The following is a 20,509-nucleotide window of genomic DNA, read 5'->3' on the forward strand; positions in this document are numbered from 1 at the left end:
CTCTTTTTCGACAACCACTTCTGGCTCATGTTCCTGTATAACAACAGGAACCTCTGCCGTTTCTACTACTTCAGGTTCTTCAATTTGCAAAGAAGCCATTGGCGTTTCAAGCTCAGTTGATGCGAGAACCTCTGCCTCATTCTCCCCAGGCTGTTCCAACGAGCTTCGTTTAACATAAGTGCGTTTTTTTCTTACTTCAATGCTGACTTTTTTGCCACTATGCACATCATGCCCAAGTGTTACTTGAGAAACACTCTTGCGCCTTAAAGTAATCCGTTCGGGAGATGAGCGCACATCGCTGCCGGCACCACCTTTCAAATGGCTAAGCAAAATACGCTTCTGCTCTTCATTGACTGTCTGCTGATCATCGGTAAAAGACAATCCTGCTTCCTGCAACTGGTTCAATAAGCGCTCGACCGGAATTCCCACGACTTGGGCTAATTGTTTAACCGTCACATCCGCCATAATTTAATCCTCTTTCAGCAGTTCAAAAGTGATGCTTCAAAGATCAAGACACCACAATGCACTCAAGTGGCTTCTCCACACCTCTGACACTGCGTATATATTCTAACAATTACTACGCTATGATACGTAATTATCGAAGCCTTAGGCTTCTTATGCCATCGTCATGGCTACTAAGCGTTTACACTTTATCATCATGAAACCACGGTTCACGTGCTTTCATAATTAATGCTCCTGCTTTTTCTTTAGTCATTCCCTCAATCTCAAGCAATTCATCGACTGATTGTTCAGCCAGATCTTCTATGGTTGTAATACCCATTGCGGCTAAACGCTTCGCCAAATCGACTGTCATTCCTTCCATCGTTTGCAGATCTGCCGAAGAAGCGTTATTCCCTAATTGCTCGGAAATTAATGCTTGTGCTAATAAGGCATTGTTAGCCCGGTTACGCAACTCATCAACAATTTCCTCATCAAATTCTTCAATGGCAAGGAGTTCTTCCTTAGGAACGTATGCAATTTCTTCTAATGAAGAAAAACCATGAGCGACTAAGAGGGCCGCGATTTCTTCATCTATTTCCAAAGTTGACGTAAACAAGTGGACTATTTTTGTTGATTCTTCTTGACTCTTGTTTTCAAATTCTTCGACGGTCATTACATTTAATGTCCATCCTGTCAACTGACTTGCCAGACGAACATTTTGGCCATTACGGCCTATGGCTTGCGATAACTGTTCTTTCTGTACAGCCAAATCCATTGTATGAGAATCTTCATCAACTACAATCGATGAAATATCAGCGGGCGCCATAGCATTGATTACCAATTGAGCAGGATTATCGTCCCAAAGAATAATATCAACGCGTTCGCCACCAAGCTCACTGGATACTGCCTGCACCCGTGCACCACGCATGCCAACACATGCACCAATGGGGTCAATACGACCATCATTGGTTTTAACAGCTATTTTAGCACGACTACCTGGTTCACGTGCTGCAGCCTTAATTTCAATAACATTTTCACCAATTTCAGGGACTTCTATGCGAAACAATTCAACGAGCATTTCCTTACGAGTACGGCTAACCAGAAGTTGAGGGCCGCGAGTTTGCTCTACAATATCATAAAGATAGGCACGCACTCTGTCGTTAGGACGAAACATTTCCTGTGGTAATATTTCATTTCTAGGCATAAATGCTTCGGCTTTTCCACCCAGGTCAATAATGATGTTGTCACGAGTTACTTTTTTTACAACGCCATATATCAATTGGCCAAGTTTGCTCTTAAACTGTTCCACAATCAATCGGCGTTCAGCTTCGCGCACTTTCTGCATAATCACCTGACGCGCCGTTTGGGCTGCAATCCGGCCAAATTCAATGGAAGGCATTGGCTCTTCAATTCGCTCACCTAGTTTAACATCAGGTTTACGTACTCTTGCTAATTCCAGGGTAAGTTGTCTATCGAGCGATTCGATTTCATCATCAGCAACCACCTCCCAATAACGAAATGTTTCATATTCGCCAGTACGAGGGTCCAGTCTTACTCTAACACCCATATCCATGCCTGAAAGTTTACGTGTTGCAGATTCCAATGCAGCTTGAATGGCTTCCAGAACCACCTCTTTACTTACACCTTTTTCGTTAGATAACGCTTCAGCAACTAATAACAATTCTTTGCTCATTGTCCGCCTCACTAGACTATCAAATTTGCTTTCACAATATTAGATATTAGAAATTCCTGATGTTCATTATTGATATTCAGAATCAAACCATTTTCATTAACAGCCACAATTGTGCCAGAAAATTTCCTTTTCCCATTTATGGGTTTTAACAATTTAATATGGATGTCCTTTCCCAAGTATTGCTGATACTGCCAATTATAAAATAATGGCCTTGGGATACCCGGTGAAGATACTTCCAAACGATAGTTACCGGAAATAGGGTCTTCAACATCAAGAAGTGCACTAATTTGGCGACTGACACGTTCACAATCATCAATCCCAATTCCATCTTCATGGTCGATATAGATTCTTAATAATGCATGCTTTCCTTGTGCAAGATACTCGCACCCCCACAGAACATACCCCATGTCGTCAATAACTGGGTTAATTAGCCGTTCAATTTCATTTTGAATCATATACCTCTCGTCATTCTTTAATAGCAAACCTTGGGAACTGCTATACTGGTGCGGGCTCAATATAATAAAGGAGCGATTTCCTTTTCCCCATTTACGTGAAGGTAAGGCTCATTAACCTCTTGCAAGCGCCTCATATATTGCTATTGCTGCGCTGCTAACGTTTCTGCAGTTGGCATTACAATATACCGACCAACAATCACGCACCGCAGAATTTAGATAATAAAAAACCCCATAAATGGGGTTCAAAAAGTGGTAGCGGGGGCAGGATTTGAACCTACGACCTTCGGGTTATGAGCCCGACGAGCTACCAGGCTGCTCCACCCCGCATCAACTGAAAGCAATTATACGCACCAGACGCGGACATATCAAGTCATTTGCGTTAATAATTAGGGAATTTATCCATCAACTTGCAAATGCATTCACACATGCCGCGATTAATGCTCCAGGAAAAATTCCAAAATACAAAAGCGACAGGCAATTTGCTGAAAACACAACTTTAGCAAACCCTGATATTTGAACAGGAATGGAATCAACAGCTTCGTCAAAATACATGACTTTTACAACACGTAGGTAATAAAACGCGCCAATAACAGCAAATACAAGCCCCAAAACAGCCACCCATGTTAATTGCACATCCACCAGGGCTTTCAGAACCAGCAATTTTGCAAAAAATCCGACTGCAGGTGGAACCCCAGCCATAGAAAACAGAATAATCATCATCATGAATGCTATCCAGGGATTACGCTTATTTAAACCTTTTAAATCATCTACCTGCTCAATTTCAACACCTTCTCGTGACAAAAGAACAATCAAGCCAAACGCAGCGGCTGACATAAGGGCATACACCAGTACATAGTATAAAGAAGCAGCATAACCATCGGCATTTGCCGCCAAAATACCAAATAAAGAGTATCCCATATGCGATATTGCAGAATATGCAAATAATCGTTTTATATTATTTTGTGCTATGGCAAGAAGATTTCCTGCTCCGGTGGAAAGCAGCGCCATAATTAGAATTAAATGCTGCCATTGGGGAGCAATATCTGCCAATCCAAAAACCAATATACGCAATGCCATACCAACAGCAGCAATTTTAGGAGCACTGCTAATAAATAAAGTCACTGAACTTGGTGCTCCCTGGTAAACATCAGGCGCCCACATATGAAAAGGCATGGCTGCCAATTTAAAACCAATACCGACCACAAGGAAAACAAGAGCAAAAGATAACAGGCCACTTTGTTGTTGCCAGTTTGCTGCGATGGCATTAGCAACCTCATGAAGATCTATTTTTCCAGTGGCACCATACACCAAGGAAATACCATACAGTAACATGCCAGAAGCAATGGCGCCCATGACAAAATATTTCATGGCTGCTTCAGATGCATCACTGTTTGTACGACGAATTGCCGTCATTGCATAAAGAGGTAAGGAAAGAAGTTCCAAACCAAGATAAACCGTTAATAAAGAATGGGCAGATACCAGCACCATCATCCCTACCGTGGAGAAAAGTCCTAAGACATAATAATCTCCCGACGGCATTTGTCGTTCATCAAGATAATGTCTTGAATAGAAAAACTTAAAAAAACAGTAACATAAATAAAAATTTTCATGAGTTGAGCAATATCATCACTGATAAATAAACCATGAAGAGTAATGATTTTAAAACTACCTAGAAGGAAAAAACTGACTAACGCTGCTAAAATCAGGCCGGCCATTGCACAAAAAAACGCAATAGCAGGAACGTATCGACGGAAAAATAAATCACCAATCAAGGCAATACTTGCTGTTATCAACAAAATCATTTCAGGTAGTGCTACATGGATATTTTCAAGTAATTCAGTCATTGTCAGTTCAGCCTTAACGATTTGAGATTTTTTCTGTTTTCTACTCCATCAGGAACTCTGTGAAAACAGAAGCACAGAACGCAAGCTTACAGTCGCTTGCATTATAATTTTGTTTTATCAGCCTGCGCCAGCGTATAACTTACCGTGTGATGTACATAATCAAGCATCGGCTTGGGGTATACTCCAAGACCAATAACCATGAGTGCCAATAAAGCGTATGCGCTCAATTCAAAACCAGAAATATCACGCAGCTCGGACACACGTTGGTTGGTGATGGGACCGAATATAACTCTTTTATACATCCATAGCGTATATGCCGCACCTAAAATCAGCGTGGTTGCTGCCCAGAACGTCACCCAGAAACCCGCCTTAATACTACCTAGGATAACCATAAACTCCCCAACAAATCCGGAAGTTCCAGGCAGCCCGGCATTTGCCATGGCAAATAACATATAAAACGAGGCAAACAACGGCATGGTATTTACAATACCGCCAAAATCTTTAATTTGTCGGGTATGCATCCGGTCATATACAAATCCCACACCAGCAAACATGGCACTGGAGACAAAAGCATGAGAAATCATGACAACAATGGCACCTTCAAGAATTAACCCGGCACTACGAAGGCTGGTATGATCAGCAATGGCAAAAATTGCAAAACAGCCCAAAGTGACAAAGCCCATATGGGAAATGGAGGAATAAGCAATGAGTCGTTTCATGTCTTGTTGAATAATCGCTACCAAGCCGATATACACGACCGCAATCAAAGAAAGAGCTACCATGATTAATGCATATTTACTGCAAGCATCTGGCACGATAGGCAAGGAAAAACGAATAAATCCATAAGCACCAAGCTTCAATAAAACAGCCGCCAATACGATAGAGCCTCCTGCTGGCGCCTCAGTATGAGCATCAGGCAACCAGGTGTGTACTGGAAACATAGGGATCTTAATAGCAAATCCCAGAAAGAATGCAATAAATATTAATGTTTGAGCAGTCATCCCTAATTTAACTGCATATAAGGTTTCAATTTTGAATGTTCCAGCATGATAGCCAAGATACAAAAATGAAGCCAACATTAACACAGAACCGAGAAACGTATATAAAAAGAATTTAATCGCCGCATACACCCGATTATCAGAACCCCATATGCCAATAATAAGATACATGGGAATCAAGGTTGCTTCCCAAAATATGTAAAACAAGATGGCATCCAGGGATGAAAAAACCCCCACCAGCAATCCTTGCATGATTAAAAATGCCGCCATGTATTGGCCAACTCGTTTCTTTATACTATCCCATGTAGCAAGAATAACGATTAAATTGGTGAATACAGTCAAGACAATCAGCAGTAACGACAAACCATCAATACCAAGACTATAATTAATCCCTAACGCAGGCATCCAAGGCATTTCATCAACGTATTGCATGCTAAATGTATTGGCATCAAACCCACTAACCAACGGCACACATATGACCAAAGTAAGCAAGACAGTAAAGAGCGATAGATAGCGAGGCACATTAGGGTTGTTATCATCACCTGTGAGAAAAACAAACACGCCACCGATAATTGGCAGCCAAATTAATAAATTGAGCAAATGATGCATACCCTTACCTTATTTTCAGTTCAGATTTCGTCGATTTGATTGCATGTTGGTTCAAACACAACTTAACCCAGTAATAACCAGCAAAGAAAAACCATTAATCCAAATACCATCACGGTAATGTAATGATATAGATATCCGCTTTGGATAGCTCGGCTTTTGACAGCAAACCAGCGGATGGTCCGTGCGGTTCCATTAACCACAAAACCGTCTATCATTTTTCGATCACCTACACGATAAAATAATTTTCCTACCTTATTTGAACCACGGACAAATACAAGGTCATTAAATAAATCAAAGCCGTACTTATTCATTAAGATACGGTAAATCCATGAGAAGCGCCGAGCCAATATTCCTGGTAAGGAAGGCAAAGCAATATAACATACCCATGTAATTAAAATTCCGGCTAATGCAAACCAAAATACAATGGAATTAACAGCATGCAGCATGGTTTCCCATGGAGAGATAACTTCTTTTGCCATTTCGGCTAGCACGTTATGTTGCGGCAATACAAAAATGGATTGCCCTAACAAGGTGGGTTTATCAAACAAAATCGGCATATACAAAACATATCCAAGGACAACGGATGGAATGGCTAGCATGACCAGTGGAAACCAGACCACCCATGGAGACTCATGCACATGTTCAAAGGTATGTTCGTCCATTCTTGGCGTTCCATGAAATGTCATGAAAAATGCACGGAAAGTATATAAGGCCGTAACCAGCGCACCGACCGCCAAACAGAAATAAGCATAAGAACTTCCAGGAATTTGCGACAGTTGAGCTGCTTCAATGATGGAGTCTTTGGAATAAAATCCTGCAAACGGTGGAACTGCACACAATGCAAGTCCGCCAATTAAAAATGTGATGTAGGTAATTGGCATTTTACGCCATAAACCACCCATTTTACGCATATCTTGCTCATGATGCATGCCAATGATGACTGAACCTGCAGCCAGGAACAACAAGGCCTTGAAGCAAGCATGAGTCAATAAATGGAAAATGCCCGCATTAAACGCTGAAGCGCCCATGGCCGCTATCATATAGCCCAATTGTGAAAGCGTAGAGTAGGCAATGACTCGTTTGATATCATTCATGACAATGCCCAGTATCCCGGTAAACAGAGCCCCTGTTGCACCAATCACCAATACCACACTTAAAGCAGTCTCAGAATATTCAATCAATGGCGAAATGCGAGCAATCATGAATACGCCGGCAGTGACCATGGTAGCCGCGTGAATAAGCGCAGATATTGGCGTAGGACCTTCCATGGATTCTGGAAGCCAAACATGTAAAGGAATCTGTGCAGATTTTCCCATGGCCCCCACAAAAAGGAGCAAACAAATAACAGTGATTAAAGACCATTCATATCCAGAAAATAACGTTATTGTTTCGTTCGTTAAAGCAGGTGCATTTTTAAATATCGTTCCATAATCCAACGTACCTGCATAAGCCAAAATCAATGCGATACCCAGTAGAAAACCAAAATCACCTACGCGATTAACCAGAAAAGCTTTCAGACTACCTTGTAACGCCGATTCTTTTTTGTAATAAAATCCGATAAGCAGATAAGAAACTAAGCCCACACCTTCCCAACCAAAGAATAATTGCAGAAAATTATTGGCCGTTACCAACATCAACATCATGAAGGTAAAAAATGAAATATAACTAAAAAAACGTTGGTAACCATCATCATCCGCCATATAGCCAATACTGTAGATATGCACCAGGGTAGACACAAAGGTCACAATAACCAGCATCACTACAGTCAGCGGGTCAATCAAAAAACCAATATGAAACGCATAAGGGAAAAGCTCACCACCATTTGCCCAAGTATATAAATTCATGTCTATTGGCGCAGCATTTCCTGATAAAATCTGGAAAGCAACGTATAAAGAAAGAAAAAACGATAAGGCAACCAGCGCGATGGTAACCGCATGAGCCCCAGCCCGGCCAATTTGATTACGGAAAAACCCTGCTGTTACACAGCCAACCAAAGGTGCTAGCACAATAATCAGACAACATTGTAAAATAGTCACGAACTTACCCTTTTAAATGATTCATCATACGCACGTCAATGTTGCCACGATTTCTATAGAGCAACATAACAATGGCCAAGCCAATTGCCGCTTCTGCTGCAGCGACTGTCAGGATAAAAAAGACAAATACCTCACCAACATTTCCACCATAATAGTGAGAGAATGCAACAAAATTAGTGTTCACAGCAAGCAACATTAATTCAATACATACCAACAATATAATAATGTTTTTACGGTTCAGAATGATGCCCATAAGACTCAAACCAAACAATATTGCACTCAAAATCAGGTAATGCATAACAGGTATCATGCGTTATTCCTCAAGATTTATCAAAATCTGTCTTGTATTAAAAAGGCTCTAATTCTCTGGTTTCATTCTTACCAATTTCACTCGCTCATCCCGACGAGTCATAAGCTGACGCACAATGTCTTGCTGCTTCGAGCGCCTTGGACCACGATGAACCAGAGTAATTGCAGCAATAATAGCAACCAACAAGATGGCTGCTGCAAGCTCAAACGCTAAAACATAATCGGTATAGAGCACTAATCCCAAGCTTTCCGTGTTTGATGGCGCTTTAACCATTGGTACGCCTTCAGGCACAAGGCTTTCTTCAACAACTTGCTGGGCCTCCACAGAAATTTCAACGCCTGATTTAAATGCATCGGAAGGAACAGCGACAAGCAGTAACCCAGTTAATAACGCAACGATTATCAATCCAAATGGCAAATAACGCATAAAATGCGAGCGTATGGATTCCGTGTCAATATTAAGCATCATGACCACAAACAAAAAGAGGGTCATGACTGCTCCAACATAGACGAGAACCAAAATAAGTGCCAAAAATTCAGCTTGCGCCAGAATCCAAAGTACGCTGCTTGCAAAAAAAGTAAGAACTAAAAAAAGTATGCAACGTACTGGGTTATTCTGAGTAACAACCATCAGCGCAGATAACACCGCTAATGCAGCAAAAATATAAAAAATTACTTGTGGTAATAAACCATGCATGGTGCACTCCGTTAACGGTATTTTTCATCAGCAGCACGGTCGGCGGCCAGTTTCTTTTCCATCAAATCCCCTACAGCCAATAATTTTTCCTTAGTCATTATATTTTGTCCGCGTTCACTGATATGGTAATGATGAATCGGTGTAACAACAATTGAATCCACAGGACAAGATTCTTCACACAAACCACAATTAATGCATTTAAACATGTCAATATCATAACGCGTGGTACGGCGTGAACCATCCTGACGTGGTTCTGCTTCAATCGTAATCGCCAACGCAGGGCACACCGCTTCACATAACTTGCAGGCAATGCAACGTTCTTCCCCATTGGGATATCGCCTTAACGCCAGCAAGCCCCGAAAACGCGGCGACAGCGGCGTTGCTTCTTCAGGAAATTGCACGGTACATTTTTTCTTGAAAAAATACTTAACCGTTAGCTTTAATCCCGTGAATAATTCATACAGGGTGAAACTGCGTAGGTAATGCTTTATGTATTGATAAGATTTCTTCATTGGACGGCTCTTTAATGATTCGTCAAAACCATGGTTTTACTTGCGCTACAGCCATCAGCGCTGTAACAATGACCCAGACAATTGTCACAGGAATCAATACCTTCCAACCCAAACGCATGAGTTGATCGTAACGATATCTGGGAAATGTTGCGCGCACCCATAAATATACAAACAGGAAAAAACTAATCTTGAGAAGCAACCAAACAATTCCAGGGACAAAGAAAAAAATGTCGCTAAGAACAGGTATATTTTCAAAAGGAGATAACCAACCACCAAGAAAAAGCAAGGTGATAACGGTAGAAATTAAAATCATACTGGCGTATTCCGCTAGGAAAAATAACGCGAAGCCAATGGCTGAATACTCCACGTGAAACCCTGCAACAATTTCAGATTCACCTTCGGCTAAATCAAAAGGAGCCCGATTTGTCTCGGCAATTCCTGCTATCCAAAACGCGAAAAAGAGAGGCAATAAAGGCAGAAACCACCAATGCCAAAAACCTCCGCGTTGAGAAAGAACAATGTCAGTAATATTCATGCTGCCAGCGGCTATCAGAACACCAACAAAAGCAAATCCCATGGCAATTTCATAAGAAACCGTTTGCGCAGCGCTTCTTAAGGCACCAAGCATAGCATATTTTGAATTTGACGCCCATCCGGCAATAAGTACACCGTACACACCTAATGAACTCATGGCAAACAGATACAATACCCCGGCATTGATATTTGCCAGCACTACCCCTTCCTGAAACGGTATAACAGCCCATCCGGCCAAAGCGGGTGCCAAAGAAAACAAAGGAGCAATGACAAAAAGGTATTTATTGGAACGCGTCGGAATAATAATTTCTTTATGAATGAGTTTTATTAAATCAGCGAAAGGCTGCAGCAAGCCGCGAAATCCCACCCGATTAGGACCAATACGCACCTGGATGTAGCCAATGACCTTACGTTCAGCATACGTTAGGTAAGCAACGCTTAAAAGAAGCGGTACAACAATGACCAGAATTTTAATTATGATCCATAGCAATATACCAATGTCTTGTAGCATGTTCTTACCTGTCTAGCGCTTAATATTTATTGCAGCAAACGCATGGCCGAGATCTACAGTCTCTGGCATTGCATTTGCTACCCATACGACATCCGGGGCCATGCGGTCGTCACGTTTCAGCGGCAATGTTATCTCAATATCTCCTTGAGATACAGTAGCTGTCTCATCTAATTTAAGTCGATTCGCTGTGCTGGAATGAATTCGAATGCAAGCAGACTCTGCTGCAGCACATTCTTGTAATTCAGTGGCATGGCGGACAATAGAATCACATCGATAAAGAGGCCACTCTCCCACACGAACCAGGCCATGTTGATCATGCTCAGGCAAGGAGACGGGATAATATGGTTCGTACTTACGTTCAGCCATCATATCCGTTTTGATTTTTATTTCATCCAATACTTCTTGAGAAGACACATATTCAAACTCGCTGCATTGCAAAAGATTGGCCAGTACTCGCAATATTTTCCATGCCGGGCGCGCCTCTCCGTGCGGAGCTAATGCGCCTTTAACGGTTTGCCATACTCCATCAACATTAATGTAGGTGCCGGACGTTTCCGCATAAGGAGCCATAGGAAGGATAACATCAGCATAATCCTGAATAGATTCATTTTGATAGGCTGATAAAACAACAACGAATTCAGCAGCCAGCATCGACTGTCTTGTACGATAAGGATTGGTAAAATCGTATCCGGGCTCCACTCCCATAAGAAAATAACCTTTTAATTTGGCATCCAGAGCAGTCTGCACATCCATACCAGCTAATTCAACCGTTTTCCCGGCAGCCGTTCGATGAGGTAGCATGCCGGCTAACCATCCTCCAGCACTATTTGCTCCAACCGTCAGCCGGATATGCCGAACCCCGCTTAAGGTCTCTAGCAAAAAATTAAAGTACGCAGCAAGGATGCATGCGGATGATTTTCAAAGATTGCCCCGGTGACTATCACTGCTTTTGGCTCCCTTAAAGCAGCTGCCATAGCACAAATTCTTTCGTCAGGCTCCAGCCCAATTAATAATTTTTGTACCTCCTCTGGCAATCCATCGACATGCTCAACCATTGCTCGAACAAGACAAGCCAATTGTATGAGCATTTCCTGGGGTGTTACTACTATTTTCTTTGTGAGATCAAATCGATAGTCATAATCCACAGGATTGATAGCATATATTTTTGCCCCATTACGAAATGCTTTGCGTGTACGAACGCCAGCAAGAGGAACTTCTCGATCAATATTGCAACCAACCAATAAAATATTTGCCTGACTTTCAAGTTCTGCATAAGAAATTGAACCAAGTGGCATAACTTTTTGCCCTTCTTGATCACGAAAATCAGTTTGTTGCAACCGATGGTCAAGGTTCTGAACACCAAGTTCACGCATGAGTTTTTGCAATAGATAAAACTCTTCTAATGTTGAAGAAGGGGAAGCAAAGACGGCCAATTGCTCAGGACCATGTTGTTTGATGATTCGGCTCATGCCTTCAGCAGTAAATTTCAGTGCCGTTTCCCAATCAACGGTTTCCCATTGTCCATCTCGTTTAATCATAGGATTACCAGCTCGATCCTTACTGTTTAAACCAAGATAACTGAAACGATCGCGATCAGACAGCCATGTTTCATTAATGGTTTCATTTTCCTTGGGCACTGCTCTCATCAACTGATTACGACGCACATGCAAAAACACATTAGATCCAAGGCAATCGTGCGGAGCCAGACTATCATGCTGCATCAGTTCCCAGGCTCGTGCAGTAAAACGATAAGGCTTCGATGTCAAAGCGCCAACTGGACATAAATCTATGACATTTCCTGAGACTTCCGACACCATACTATGCTTGACATAAGTCCCAATTTCCATATGTTCACCACGACCAGTTGCACCGAGTTCGCGAAGACCTGCGATCTCATCGCCAAAGCGAACGCATCGCGTACAATGAATACAGCGAGTCATTTCTGTCGCGATGAGCGGCCCGAGATTTTCATCCGCTACGGCACGCTTACTTTCTTCATAGTCGGAAGAATCATGCCCGAACCCCATAGAGATATCCTGCAGCTCACATTCTCCTCCTTGATCGCAAATAGGACAATCAAGCGGGTGATTAATAAGCAAAAACTCCATCACAGCCTGTTGAGAGCGAATAGTCCCTTCCGACTTTGTAAACACTTTCATGCCATTAGTAATAGGTGTTGCACAAGCCGGTACTGGTTTTCGGCCATTTTCAACTTCGACCAAACACATGCGGCAATTTGCGGCGACCGATAATTTTTTATGATAGCAGAACCGAGGAATATAAATTCCTGCCTCATCAGCAACTTCAATGATCATTTTGCCATTTTCTGCTTCTAACGTTTTTCCGTCAATTTCAATGGTGGCCATAGTAAACCTTTCTGACTAATCTTTATTCCAAGGGCGGATCACTTCATTTTCTTATTAAAAACATTGTACTGCTAATGCTAACTTGCAGCTTGTTGCAATGACTCGGAAGCGACAACGCTGGATTTTTTATGTTTAATAAAATAATCAAACTCATGATAAAAGTGTTTAATAAAACTTTGCACAGGCCAAGCCGCTGCTTCGCCCAACGCACAAATCGTACGTCCCTCAATGTTATTAGCCACATTCACCAATTTTTCTATATCTCCTGGCTCGCCATGACCTTCTTTAATACGATGTAATAAACGCACCATCCAGCCGGTACCTTCCCGACAAGGTGTACATTGGCCACAAGATTCATCCATATAGAATTCAGAAATACGATAAAGCGCATCAACCATGCAAGTCGTTTCATCCATAATAATAACTGCTCCAGAACCAAGTCCCGAGCCTGCTTTCTGCAAACTATCATAATCCATGTCTAAAGACATCATGACATCACCTGGTAATACCGGCATGGACGTCCCTCCTGGAATAACCGCCTTAAGACGATTACCATGACGCATGCCTCCTGCTAATTCAAGCAATGTTTTGAAAGGCGTACCAAGAGGAATTTCAACATTTGCGGGTTTATTCACATGCCCGCTTACGCTAAAGCATTTGCTGCCCCCATTATTTGGTTTGCCCAGTTTTAAAAACCACTCGCCACCTTTTTCCATGATCACAGGAACTGAAGCAAAAGTTTCAGTATTATTAATCGTGGTGGGTTTACCATACAAGCCATAATTGGCTGGAAATGGAGGTTTGAATCTTGGCATTCCTCTTTTGCCTTCAAGAGAATTGAGTAATGCCGTTTCTTCACCACAAATATATGCACCGGCGCCCAAGTGATTATACAAATCAAAATCCACGCCTGACCCTAAAATATTTTTGCCCAAATAACCCGCTTGATAAGCTTCTTTCAAGGCAGCTTCCATTCGCTCGAATGGTTCCCAAAATTCCCCACGAATGTAATTGTATCCGACCGTCACTCCCATGGTATATCCAGCTATAGCCATGCCTTCTATCAGTTGATGTGGATTGTAGCGCAAAATATCACGATCTTTGCAGGTACCTGGCTCACCTTCATCCGAATTACATACGACGTACTTCTGCCCAGGAGCATTACGATTCATAAAACTCCACTTTAATCCGGTGGGGAAACCTGCTCCACCCCTACCACGTAATGCGGATGTTTTTAATTCTTCGATAATTTGCTGCGGCGGTGTTTGTTCTTGAAAAATTCTGCGCAGAGCGCTGTACCCGCCGACGCTTAAGTAGGATTCAAGCGTCCACGGCTTAGGTAAATGAAACGTGCGGTAACAGACTTGATTCATTTCAACCATGGAAATCACCCTTATAGCCGTCACAAATTTGTTGATGATAGAAAAAACCGCTCACTTCAAGATTCGCGGAATAGCTAAGAATTGTTCGCTTACTCATTGATATTGCTCCAAAACAACATCAATTTTTTCAGGAGTCAATTGTTCATGATAATCCTTATTGACTTGCATCATTGGCGCATTAACACAAGCCCCCAGACATTCAACAGCTCTTAAAGTAAAACGCCCATCAGAGGTTGTTTCACCTAGTTTAACACCCAATTGTTTCTCCAGATGTTTAACCACACTGGCTGAATCGCATAATTGGCAGGAAATATTCGTACAAACATTAATTAAATGACGTCCCGCAGGTTTATGCTCATACATGGTATAAAATGTTGAAGCTTCATAGACCGCAACAGCAGGCATATCAAGATAATCAGCAATAGCATCCATAAGTTCCTGTGTTAAAAACCCATGCTCTTCTTGCACTATTCTCAAAGCCGCCATAACGGCAGATTGCCTTTGATCCGAAGGATATTTGGAGATCCAATGTTCAATATCCTGCATACGTTCAGGACTTATTAACTGGCGAAGCAATTTCGCTGAATTATCAGACATATTTTCTACCTATCTACGTTTTTTCGTTCACCAAACACAACTGGCTACTGCCCTAGTGAATCCTGATTAAGGCAAATTACCTATCAATTTCGCCAAATACAATATCCTGACTAGCCAGGATTGCCACACCATCAGCCAACATGTGGCCTCGAACCATTTCATCATAGCTCGACAAATGTGCAAACCCCGGCGCTCGGATTTTTAGACGATAGGGTTTATTTGCACCATCTGACACCAAATAAATACCAAATTCACCCTTCGGTGCTTCAACAGCGCTGTAAACTTCTCCAGGCGGCAGACAAAAGCCTTCTGTAAATAATTTAAAATGATGGATGAGTGCTTCCATGTCGTGTTTCATCGTTCGACGGCTAGGCGGCGTAATTTTATGGTCATCTAACTTTACAGGACCAGGGTTGTTACGTAACCATTCTATGCATTGTCTTATGATATGATTGGATTGACGCATTTCCTCTACCCGAACCAAGTAACGATCGTAACAATCCCCAGTTTTTCCTACCGGAATATCAAAATCCACCTTGTCATATGCAGCGTAGGGTTGTTTTTTTCGCAGATCCCAAGCCACACCCGAAGCCCGAAGCATTGGCCCACTAAATCCCCATTGCAATGCCTGCTCTGGTGAAACAACGCCAATATCAACCGTCCGTTGTTTCCAAATACGGTTATCCGTCAATAAAGTCTCATATTCATCAACACAACGGGGAAAACGTTCCGTAAATGCCCATAAAAAATCGAGTAAACTACCTTCTCGATTTTTATTCATTTTCTCGACTTCACGCTCGTTATGCCATCTGGATGGTTTGTATTTTGGCATGCTATCCGGCAAATCACGAGCCACGCCGCCGGGACGATAATAAGTTGCATGCATACGCGCCCCAGAAACAGCCTCATAGCAATCGAATAAATCTTCACGTTCACGAAAACAATATAAAAATACGGTCATTGCACCAATATCAAGCGCAGTTGCCCCCAGCCATAGTAAGTGGTTAAGAATTCGAGTCACTTCATCAAACATGGTACGAATGTATTTCGCTCGCAAAGGCACTTCTACCCCAAGTAATTTTTCCAATGCGCGCACATAGGCATGTTCATTACACATCATAGACACGTAGTCTAGACGGTCCATGTAACCAATACTTTGTAGATAAGGTTTCGTTTCAGCCAACTTTTCTGTGGCACGGTGAAGCAAACCAATATGGGGATCGGCACGAAGAATGGTTTCACCATCCAACTCCATAACCAGACGCAACACACCATGCGCTGCAGGATGTTGAGGACCAAAATTGAGGGTATAGTGTTGAAGTTCTATCATTGTTCACCCTCCTGAATATTATAGTAACGGTTGTCATGTCGAATGACTTTTGGAACCAACACGCGAGGTTCAATATCAACTGGCTCATAAATTACTTTTTGTAATTGAGCATCATAACGCATTTCAACCTGACCACTAAGCGGAAAATCCTTACGGAACGGGTGACCAACAAAACCATAATCCGTTAAAATACGTCTAAGGTCCGGATGACCATCAAATAAAATACCATATAAATCATATGCCTCACGCTCAAACCAGTTGGCAGATTTCCAGATATCATGAACAGAAGGAATAATAAGGTGGTTTTCTTCAAGAAAAACCTTAACTCGCAACCGCTGATTATGTACGATCGATAACAAATGATACACGACAGCAAAACGGGGGTTGTCCCATGTGTAAGCCTTAGATTCCTGAGGTTCAACACCGCGGGAAAATCCACGCTCTGTGGCAGGCTCGGTTTCCCAATCATATTTACCATACAATAAATAATCAACAGCACAGACGTCGATCAGTTGATCAAATCCAAATGCATGATCATCACGTAATTGCTGTAAAAGCCTCTTAATCATCATGGCCTCACACACAAGGGTGACTTCACCATGTGCAATGTCAATGGATGAATAAACGCTTGTCAGCTTTGTCTGCAAAAGTTCAGCTAAAAGAACATGTTTTGTCATGTGTTCATACCTTGATACGCTCGATGCCAATCAGCCCTTACTGTATTTGATTGACGCCCAAGATTCTTTGCAAAACTGAGAATTAATAATTAAACGACTGTGATCCTCAGGCTTCAATAATTGCTTTTTTTCTAATTTTATTCTGCAATTGAATAATCCCATAAAGCAGCGCCTCAGCGGTGGGCGGACATCCCGGGACATACACGTCTACGGGAACAATGCGATCGCAGCCGCGAACGACGGAATACGAATAATGATAATAGCCACCGCCATTTGCACAAGACCCCATGGAAATAACCCAACGAGGCTCAGGCATTTGATCATAGACTTTACGAAGCGCGGGCGCCATTTTATTGCATAATGTTCCGGCAACAATCATAACATCCGATTGCCGCGGACTAGGACGAAAAATAATACCAAACCGATCTAAATCATAGCGAGCCGCACCAACGTGCATCATTTCAACGGCACAGCAAGCAAGACCGAAGGTCATAGGCCACATAGAACCACTTCGAGCCCAGCCAACCAATTTTTCTATTGTGGTTGTCGTGTAACCATCTTTTTGCAATGCCGGCTCAGACTTTACTCCCATTCCAGTGCCCCCCGTTTCCACTCATAAATAAATCCGATGACCAACAAGCCAAGAAAGATCATCATTGCGGAAAAACCAAACCAACCGATTTTACGTAATGCGAGCGCCCAGGGGAAAAAAAATGCCGTTTCCAAGTCAAATATGATAAATAAAATGGCAACCAGGTAATAACGTACATCGAAAGGAATTCTTGACGTTTCAAAGGCACTAAACCCGCACTCATATGGCGAATTTTTTTCAGAATCAGGATGATGCTTAGACAGCAGAGACCCTGCCCCTAGCATAATCAATCCCAAGCCTAGGCCTATGACGATAAAAACAAGAACAGGTAAGTATTCAGATAGCATCATGTCGTATTGCTCGTACTATGGTGCCGAAGGCCGGACTCGAACCGGCACGGCTTTCGCCACCGCCCCCTCAAGACGGCGTGTCTACCAATTCCACCACTTCGGCAATTTTTATTGTTTTTCACCATCAATTGGCACAGGAACTTTGCTGCCCGGTACAGTTGATTGCTGAGGAATAGCTTGCTGTCCAGCTTGTTGATACTGCGTAGCTACCATAGACGATAAAGACACACTGGTAACAAAGAATGCCAAAGCCAGACCACCGGTCAATTTAAAAAGGAAGCCTCCTGTGCCTTGGCTTCCAAATACAGTATTTGATGCGCCTGAACCAAATGACGCTCCAATATCCGCACCTTTTCCGTGCTGAATTAATACCAGACCAATTATGGCTATGGCAACCAACACATGAATCAGTAATACTAATTGATACATTTTACTATTTCCACAAACTGCTGCGCATTTAAAGATGCTCCGCCAACTAAACCACCATCCACATCAGGCATCGCAAAAAGTGCTTGCGCATTCTTTTCATTAACGCTGCCACCATACAAAATAGACAGCTTCTGAGCATATTTTTCGTCAAACGCAGCCACTTGGGCACGTATAAAAGCATGCGCCTGTTGAGCCTGCTCGGGTGTTGCGGTTTGCCCCGTACCTATCGCCCAAACAGGCTCATAAGCAATAATACAATTTTGCATCCAATCATTGCCAAGCTTGGCAACGGCATGCAGCTGGCGATGCAAAACTTCTTCCGTCAATCCTTGCTGACGTTCCTTAAGCGTTTCCCCAACGCAAAGAACAGGTATCATATCATGAACTTTCACATGGTGGAATTTTTCTGCTACAAAATTTTCATTTTCATGAAACAAATGCCGGCGTTCAGAATGGCCAACTAATACATATCGACAATCGTAGTCAGCCAACATGGGCGCTGACAATTCTCCGGTATAGGCCCCAAAATCTTTAGGATATACATTTTGAGCGCCTAAACTTATTGTACTCTTAAACAGTAATTCGCGTGCCAATGATAAATAGATGGCGGGAGGAAATACCACACAATGCGCGCCACTTTCTTCAGGCATGCATTTCAGCAAGTCTTGTAATAAACGTTGCACTTGCAGGAAACGGCCATTCATTTTCCAGTTGCCCATGATGTATTTTTTTCTCATAGTATCCCTATCATCTGACCCAACCAGGACTGATAGCCTCAAACAACGGCCTTATCATTTAATAACCGATGTTCAATACCGCTAATTTCATCACTTAATTGCTGCGCCTGCCTTTGAACCACTTGTGCATCTGCCCCTTCAACCATAACACGTAACATGGGTTCTGTACCGGAAGGTCTTAATAACACCCGCCCCTCCCCTTTTAATTCATCACTAAGCGTCTTTACCGCTTCTTTCACTTGTGAGTTATTAACAAGCTTGGCAGCATTTTTGGTCTGTAAGTTAATTAAAGTTTGGGGTAATAACTGAATCCCTTCACTTAATTGTTGTAGCGATTTTTCCTGTTTGATCATCACATTTAATACTTGTAAGGCAGCAACAATACCATCTCCTGTGGTTGTTTTATCAAGACAAACCACATGCCCGGAAGACTCTCCGCCAATTTTCCAATCCCTTTCTTTAAGCGTTTCGAGCACATACCGGTCTCCAACCTGCGCACGCAAGAAAGGAATACTCATTTGGCCCATGGCTTTCTCTAGACCATAATTACTCATTAAGGTTCCAACCACTCCGCCTTGTAACAATCCTTTCTGCTTTCTGTCTTTAGCGATAATATAAATAATTTGGTCACCATTGATTAAATGACCAGCAGCATCCACCAGGATGACACGATCACCATCGCCGTCCAATGCAATACCAACATCGGCGCCAACTTCAATGACTTTTTGTTGCAAAAGCTCAGGAGATGTTGAACCACAAGCCTGATTAATATTAAATCCGTCTGGTTTATCACCAATGGCAACCACTTCAGCACCTAATTCACTAAATACATTCGGAGCTATGTGATAAGTAGCACCATGAGCACAATCAACCACAATTTTTAACCCTGAAAGACGAGTCAACGAGGGAATCGTGGATTTGCAAAATTCAATATAACGTCCTGGAGCATCATCGACACGAGCAGCCTTACCTAAACTGGCGGATGAAACGATCTGCAGATTTTTTTCAATCTCAGCTTCAATAGCCAGTTCGATATGGTCCGGCAACTTGCTGCCATCCGCTGAAAAAAATTTAATACCATTATCTTCGAATAAATTGTGCGACGCACTGATTACAATACCTGCATTAGCACGCAATGTCTGGGTAAGGTAAGCAACAGCGGGGGTGGGCATAGGACCCAATAATCTGACATCCACTCCAGCAGCCGATAAGCCAGCCTCCAGAGCAGACTCCAACATATAACCAGAAACTCTCGTGTCTTTGCCAATAATAACTTTTTTACGCTGACCATTAGCAAGCACACGCCCAACAGCCCATCCAAGTTTTAATATAAATTCTGGATTAATATTGACTGATCCAACTTTTCCCCGAATTCCATCTGTTCCAAAATATTTGCGTTGACTCATCCTT

Annotated in this window: 19 protein-coding genes, 2 tRNA genes and 2 pseudogenes; all 23 read right to left on the minus strand. The window is 42.4% G+C overall.

Annotation, left to right across the window (positions count from 1 at the left end):
- Window positions 1-158 precede the first annotated feature (158 nt).
- Window positions 159-465 (minus strand): annotated as a pseudogene (locus LOA_RS16315) (translation initiation factor IF-2 associated domain-containing protein); the annotation flags it as partial.
- Window positions 466-643: 178 nt separating this feature from the next.
- Window positions 644-2,134 (minus strand): transcription termination factor NusA, encoded by a 1,491-nt coding sequence (nusA, locus tag LOA_RS12130; protein ID WP_025386569.1) that lies wholly within the window; start codon window positions 2,132-2,134, stop codon window positions 644-646.
- A gap of 11 nt (window positions 2,135-2,145) precedes the next feature.
- Window positions 2,146-2,589: a ribosome maturation factor RimP gene (rimP, locus tag LOA_RS12135; protein ID WP_025386570.1), complete on the minus strand. Its 444-nt coding sequence runs from the start codon at window positions 2,587-2,589 to the stop codon at window positions 2,146-2,148.
- Window positions 2,590-2,839: 250 nt separating this feature from the next.
- Window positions 2,840-2,916, minus strand: a tRNA-Met gene (locus LOA_RS12140).
- 75 nt (window positions 2,917-2,991) lie between these two features.
- Window positions 2,992-4,433 (minus strand): annotated as a pseudogene (gene nuoN / locus LOA_RS12145) (NADH-quinone oxidoreductase subunit NuoN).
- 101 nt (window positions 4,434-4,534) lie between these two features.
- Window positions 4,535-6,040, minus strand: coding sequence for a complex I subunit 4 family protein (locus tag LOA_RS12150; protein WP_025386571.1), 1,506 nt, complete (start codon window positions 6,038-6,040; stop codon window positions 4,535-4,537).
- Window positions 6,041-6,102: 62 nt separating this feature from the next.
- Window positions 6,103-8,076 (minus strand): NADH-quinone oxidoreductase subunit L, encoded by a 1,974-nt coding sequence (nuoL, locus tag LOA_RS12155; RefSeq protein ID WP_025386572.1) that lies wholly within the window; start codon window positions 8,074-8,076, stop codon window positions 6,103-6,105.
- Window positions 8,077-8,080: 4 nt separating this feature from the next.
- Window positions 8,081-8,386 (minus strand): NADH-quinone oxidoreductase subunit NuoK, encoded by a 306-nt coding sequence (gene nuoK, locus LOA_RS12160; RefSeq protein WP_025386573.1) that lies wholly within the window; start codon window positions 8,384-8,386, stop codon window positions 8,081-8,083.
- Window positions 8,387-8,434: 48 nt separating this feature from the next.
- The gene (locus LOA_RS12165) at window positions 8,435-9,082 is read right to left on the minus strand and encodes an NADH-quinone oxidoreductase subunit J (protein ID WP_025386574.1); all 648 of its coding nucleotides are present in this window, start codon (window positions 9,080-9,082) and stop codon (window positions 8,435-8,437) included.
- Between the two features lie 11 nt (window positions 9,083-9,093).
- Window positions 9,094-9,594 carry an NADH-quinone oxidoreductase subunit NuoI gene (gene nuoI, locus LOA_RS12170; RefSeq protein WP_025386575.1) on the minus strand — a complete coding sequence of 167 codons (501 nt, stop codon included), beginning with the start codon at window positions 9,592-9,594 and terminating at the stop codon, window positions 9,094-9,096.
- Between the two features lie 22 nt (window positions 9,595-9,616).
- Complete coding sequence (gene nuoH / locus LOA_RS12175; protein ID WP_025386576.1) at window positions 9,617-10,639, minus strand: NADH-quinone oxidoreductase subunit NuoH; 1,023 nt, start codon at window positions 10,637-10,639, stop codon at window positions 9,617-9,619.
- 12 nt (window positions 10,640-10,651) lie between these two features.
- Complete coding sequence (locus tag LOA_RS15605) at window positions 10,652-11,518, minus strand: molybdopterin-dependent oxidoreductase (protein WP_238551258.1); 867 nt, start codon at window positions 11,516-11,518, stop codon at window positions 10,652-10,654.
- Window positions 11,512-13,005 carry an NADH-quinone oxidoreductase subunit NuoG gene (nuoG, locus tag LOA_RS15610; protein ID WP_238551259.1) on the minus strand — a complete coding sequence of 498 codons (1,494 nt, stop codon included), beginning with the start codon at window positions 13,003-13,005 and terminating at the stop codon, window positions 11,512-11,514. Before nuoG ends, LOA_RS15605 begins: the two co-directional genes overlap by 7 nt.
- Window positions 13,006-13,082: 77 nt before the next feature.
- On the minus strand, window positions 13,083-14,387 hold the full coding sequence (nuoF, locus tag LOA_RS12185; RefSeq protein WP_025386577.1) for an NADH-quinone oxidoreductase subunit NuoF: 1,305 nt from the start codon (window positions 14,385-14,387) through the stop codon (window positions 13,083-13,085).
- A 93-nt stretch (window positions 14,388-14,480) separates the two neighbouring features.
- Window positions 14,481-14,984, minus strand: a complete 504-nt coding sequence (gene nuoE / locus LOA_RS12190) for an NADH-quinone oxidoreductase subunit NuoE (protein WP_025386578.1) — start codon at window positions 14,982-14,984, stop codon at window positions 14,481-14,483.
- Between the two features lie 76 nt (window positions 14,985-15,060).
- Window positions 15,061-16,314, minus strand: coding sequence for an NADH-quinone oxidoreductase subunit D (locus LOA_RS12195; protein WP_025386579.1), 1,254 nt, complete (start codon window positions 16,312-16,314; stop codon window positions 15,061-15,063).
- Window positions 16,311-16,991: an NADH-quinone oxidoreductase subunit C gene (locus tag LOA_RS12200; RefSeq protein WP_025386580.1), complete on the minus strand. Its 681-nt coding sequence runs from the start codon at window positions 16,989-16,991 to the stop codon at window positions 16,311-16,313. The genes LOA_RS12195 and LOA_RS12200 overlap by 4 nt, the downstream gene beginning before the upstream one ends.
- Window positions 16,992-17,097: 106 nt before the next feature.
- Entirely contained in the window at window positions 17,098-17,583 is a 486-nt protein-coding gene (locus LOA_RS12205) for a NuoB/complex I 20 kDa subunit family protein (protein ID WP_035895731.1), read from the minus strand.
- On the minus strand, window positions 17,574-17,930 hold the full coding sequence (gene ndhC, locus LOA_RS12210) for an NADH-quinone oxidoreductase subunit A (protein WP_025386582.1): 357 nt from the start codon (window positions 17,928-17,930) through the stop codon (window positions 17,574-17,576). Before ndhC ends, LOA_RS12205 begins: the two co-directional genes overlap by 10 nt.
- 21 nt (window positions 17,931-17,951) lie before the next feature.
- Window positions 17,952-18,036: transfer RNA gene (locus LOA_RS12215), tRNA-Leu, on the minus strand.
- Window positions 18,037-18,041: 5 nt separating this feature from the next.
- Window positions 18,042-18,362: a preprotein translocase subunit SecG gene (gene secG, locus LOA_RS12220; protein WP_025386583.1), complete on the minus strand. Its 321-nt coding sequence runs from the start codon at window positions 18,360-18,362 to the stop codon at window positions 18,042-18,044.
- Window positions 18,350-19,099, minus strand: a complete 750-nt coding sequence (gene tpiA / locus LOA_RS12225; RefSeq protein ID WP_025386584.1) for a triose-phosphate isomerase — start codon at window positions 19,097-19,099, stop codon at window positions 18,350-18,352. The genes secG and tpiA overlap by 13 nt, the downstream gene beginning before the upstream one ends.
- Window positions 19,100-19,137: 38 nt before the next feature.
- Complete coding sequence (gene glmM, locus LOA_RS12230; RefSeq protein WP_025386585.1) at window positions 19,138-20,505, minus strand: phosphoglucosamine mutase; 1,368 nt, start codon at window positions 20,503-20,505, stop codon at window positions 19,138-19,140.
- Window positions 20,506-20,509: the final 4 nt, after the last annotated feature.

Origin of the sequence: Legionella oakridgensis ATCC 33761 = DSM 21215, from assembly GCF_000512355.1 — a bacterium.
Classification (GTDB): Bacteria; Pseudomonadota; Gammaproteobacteria; order Legionellales; family Legionellaceae; genus Legionella_A; species Legionella_A oakridgensis.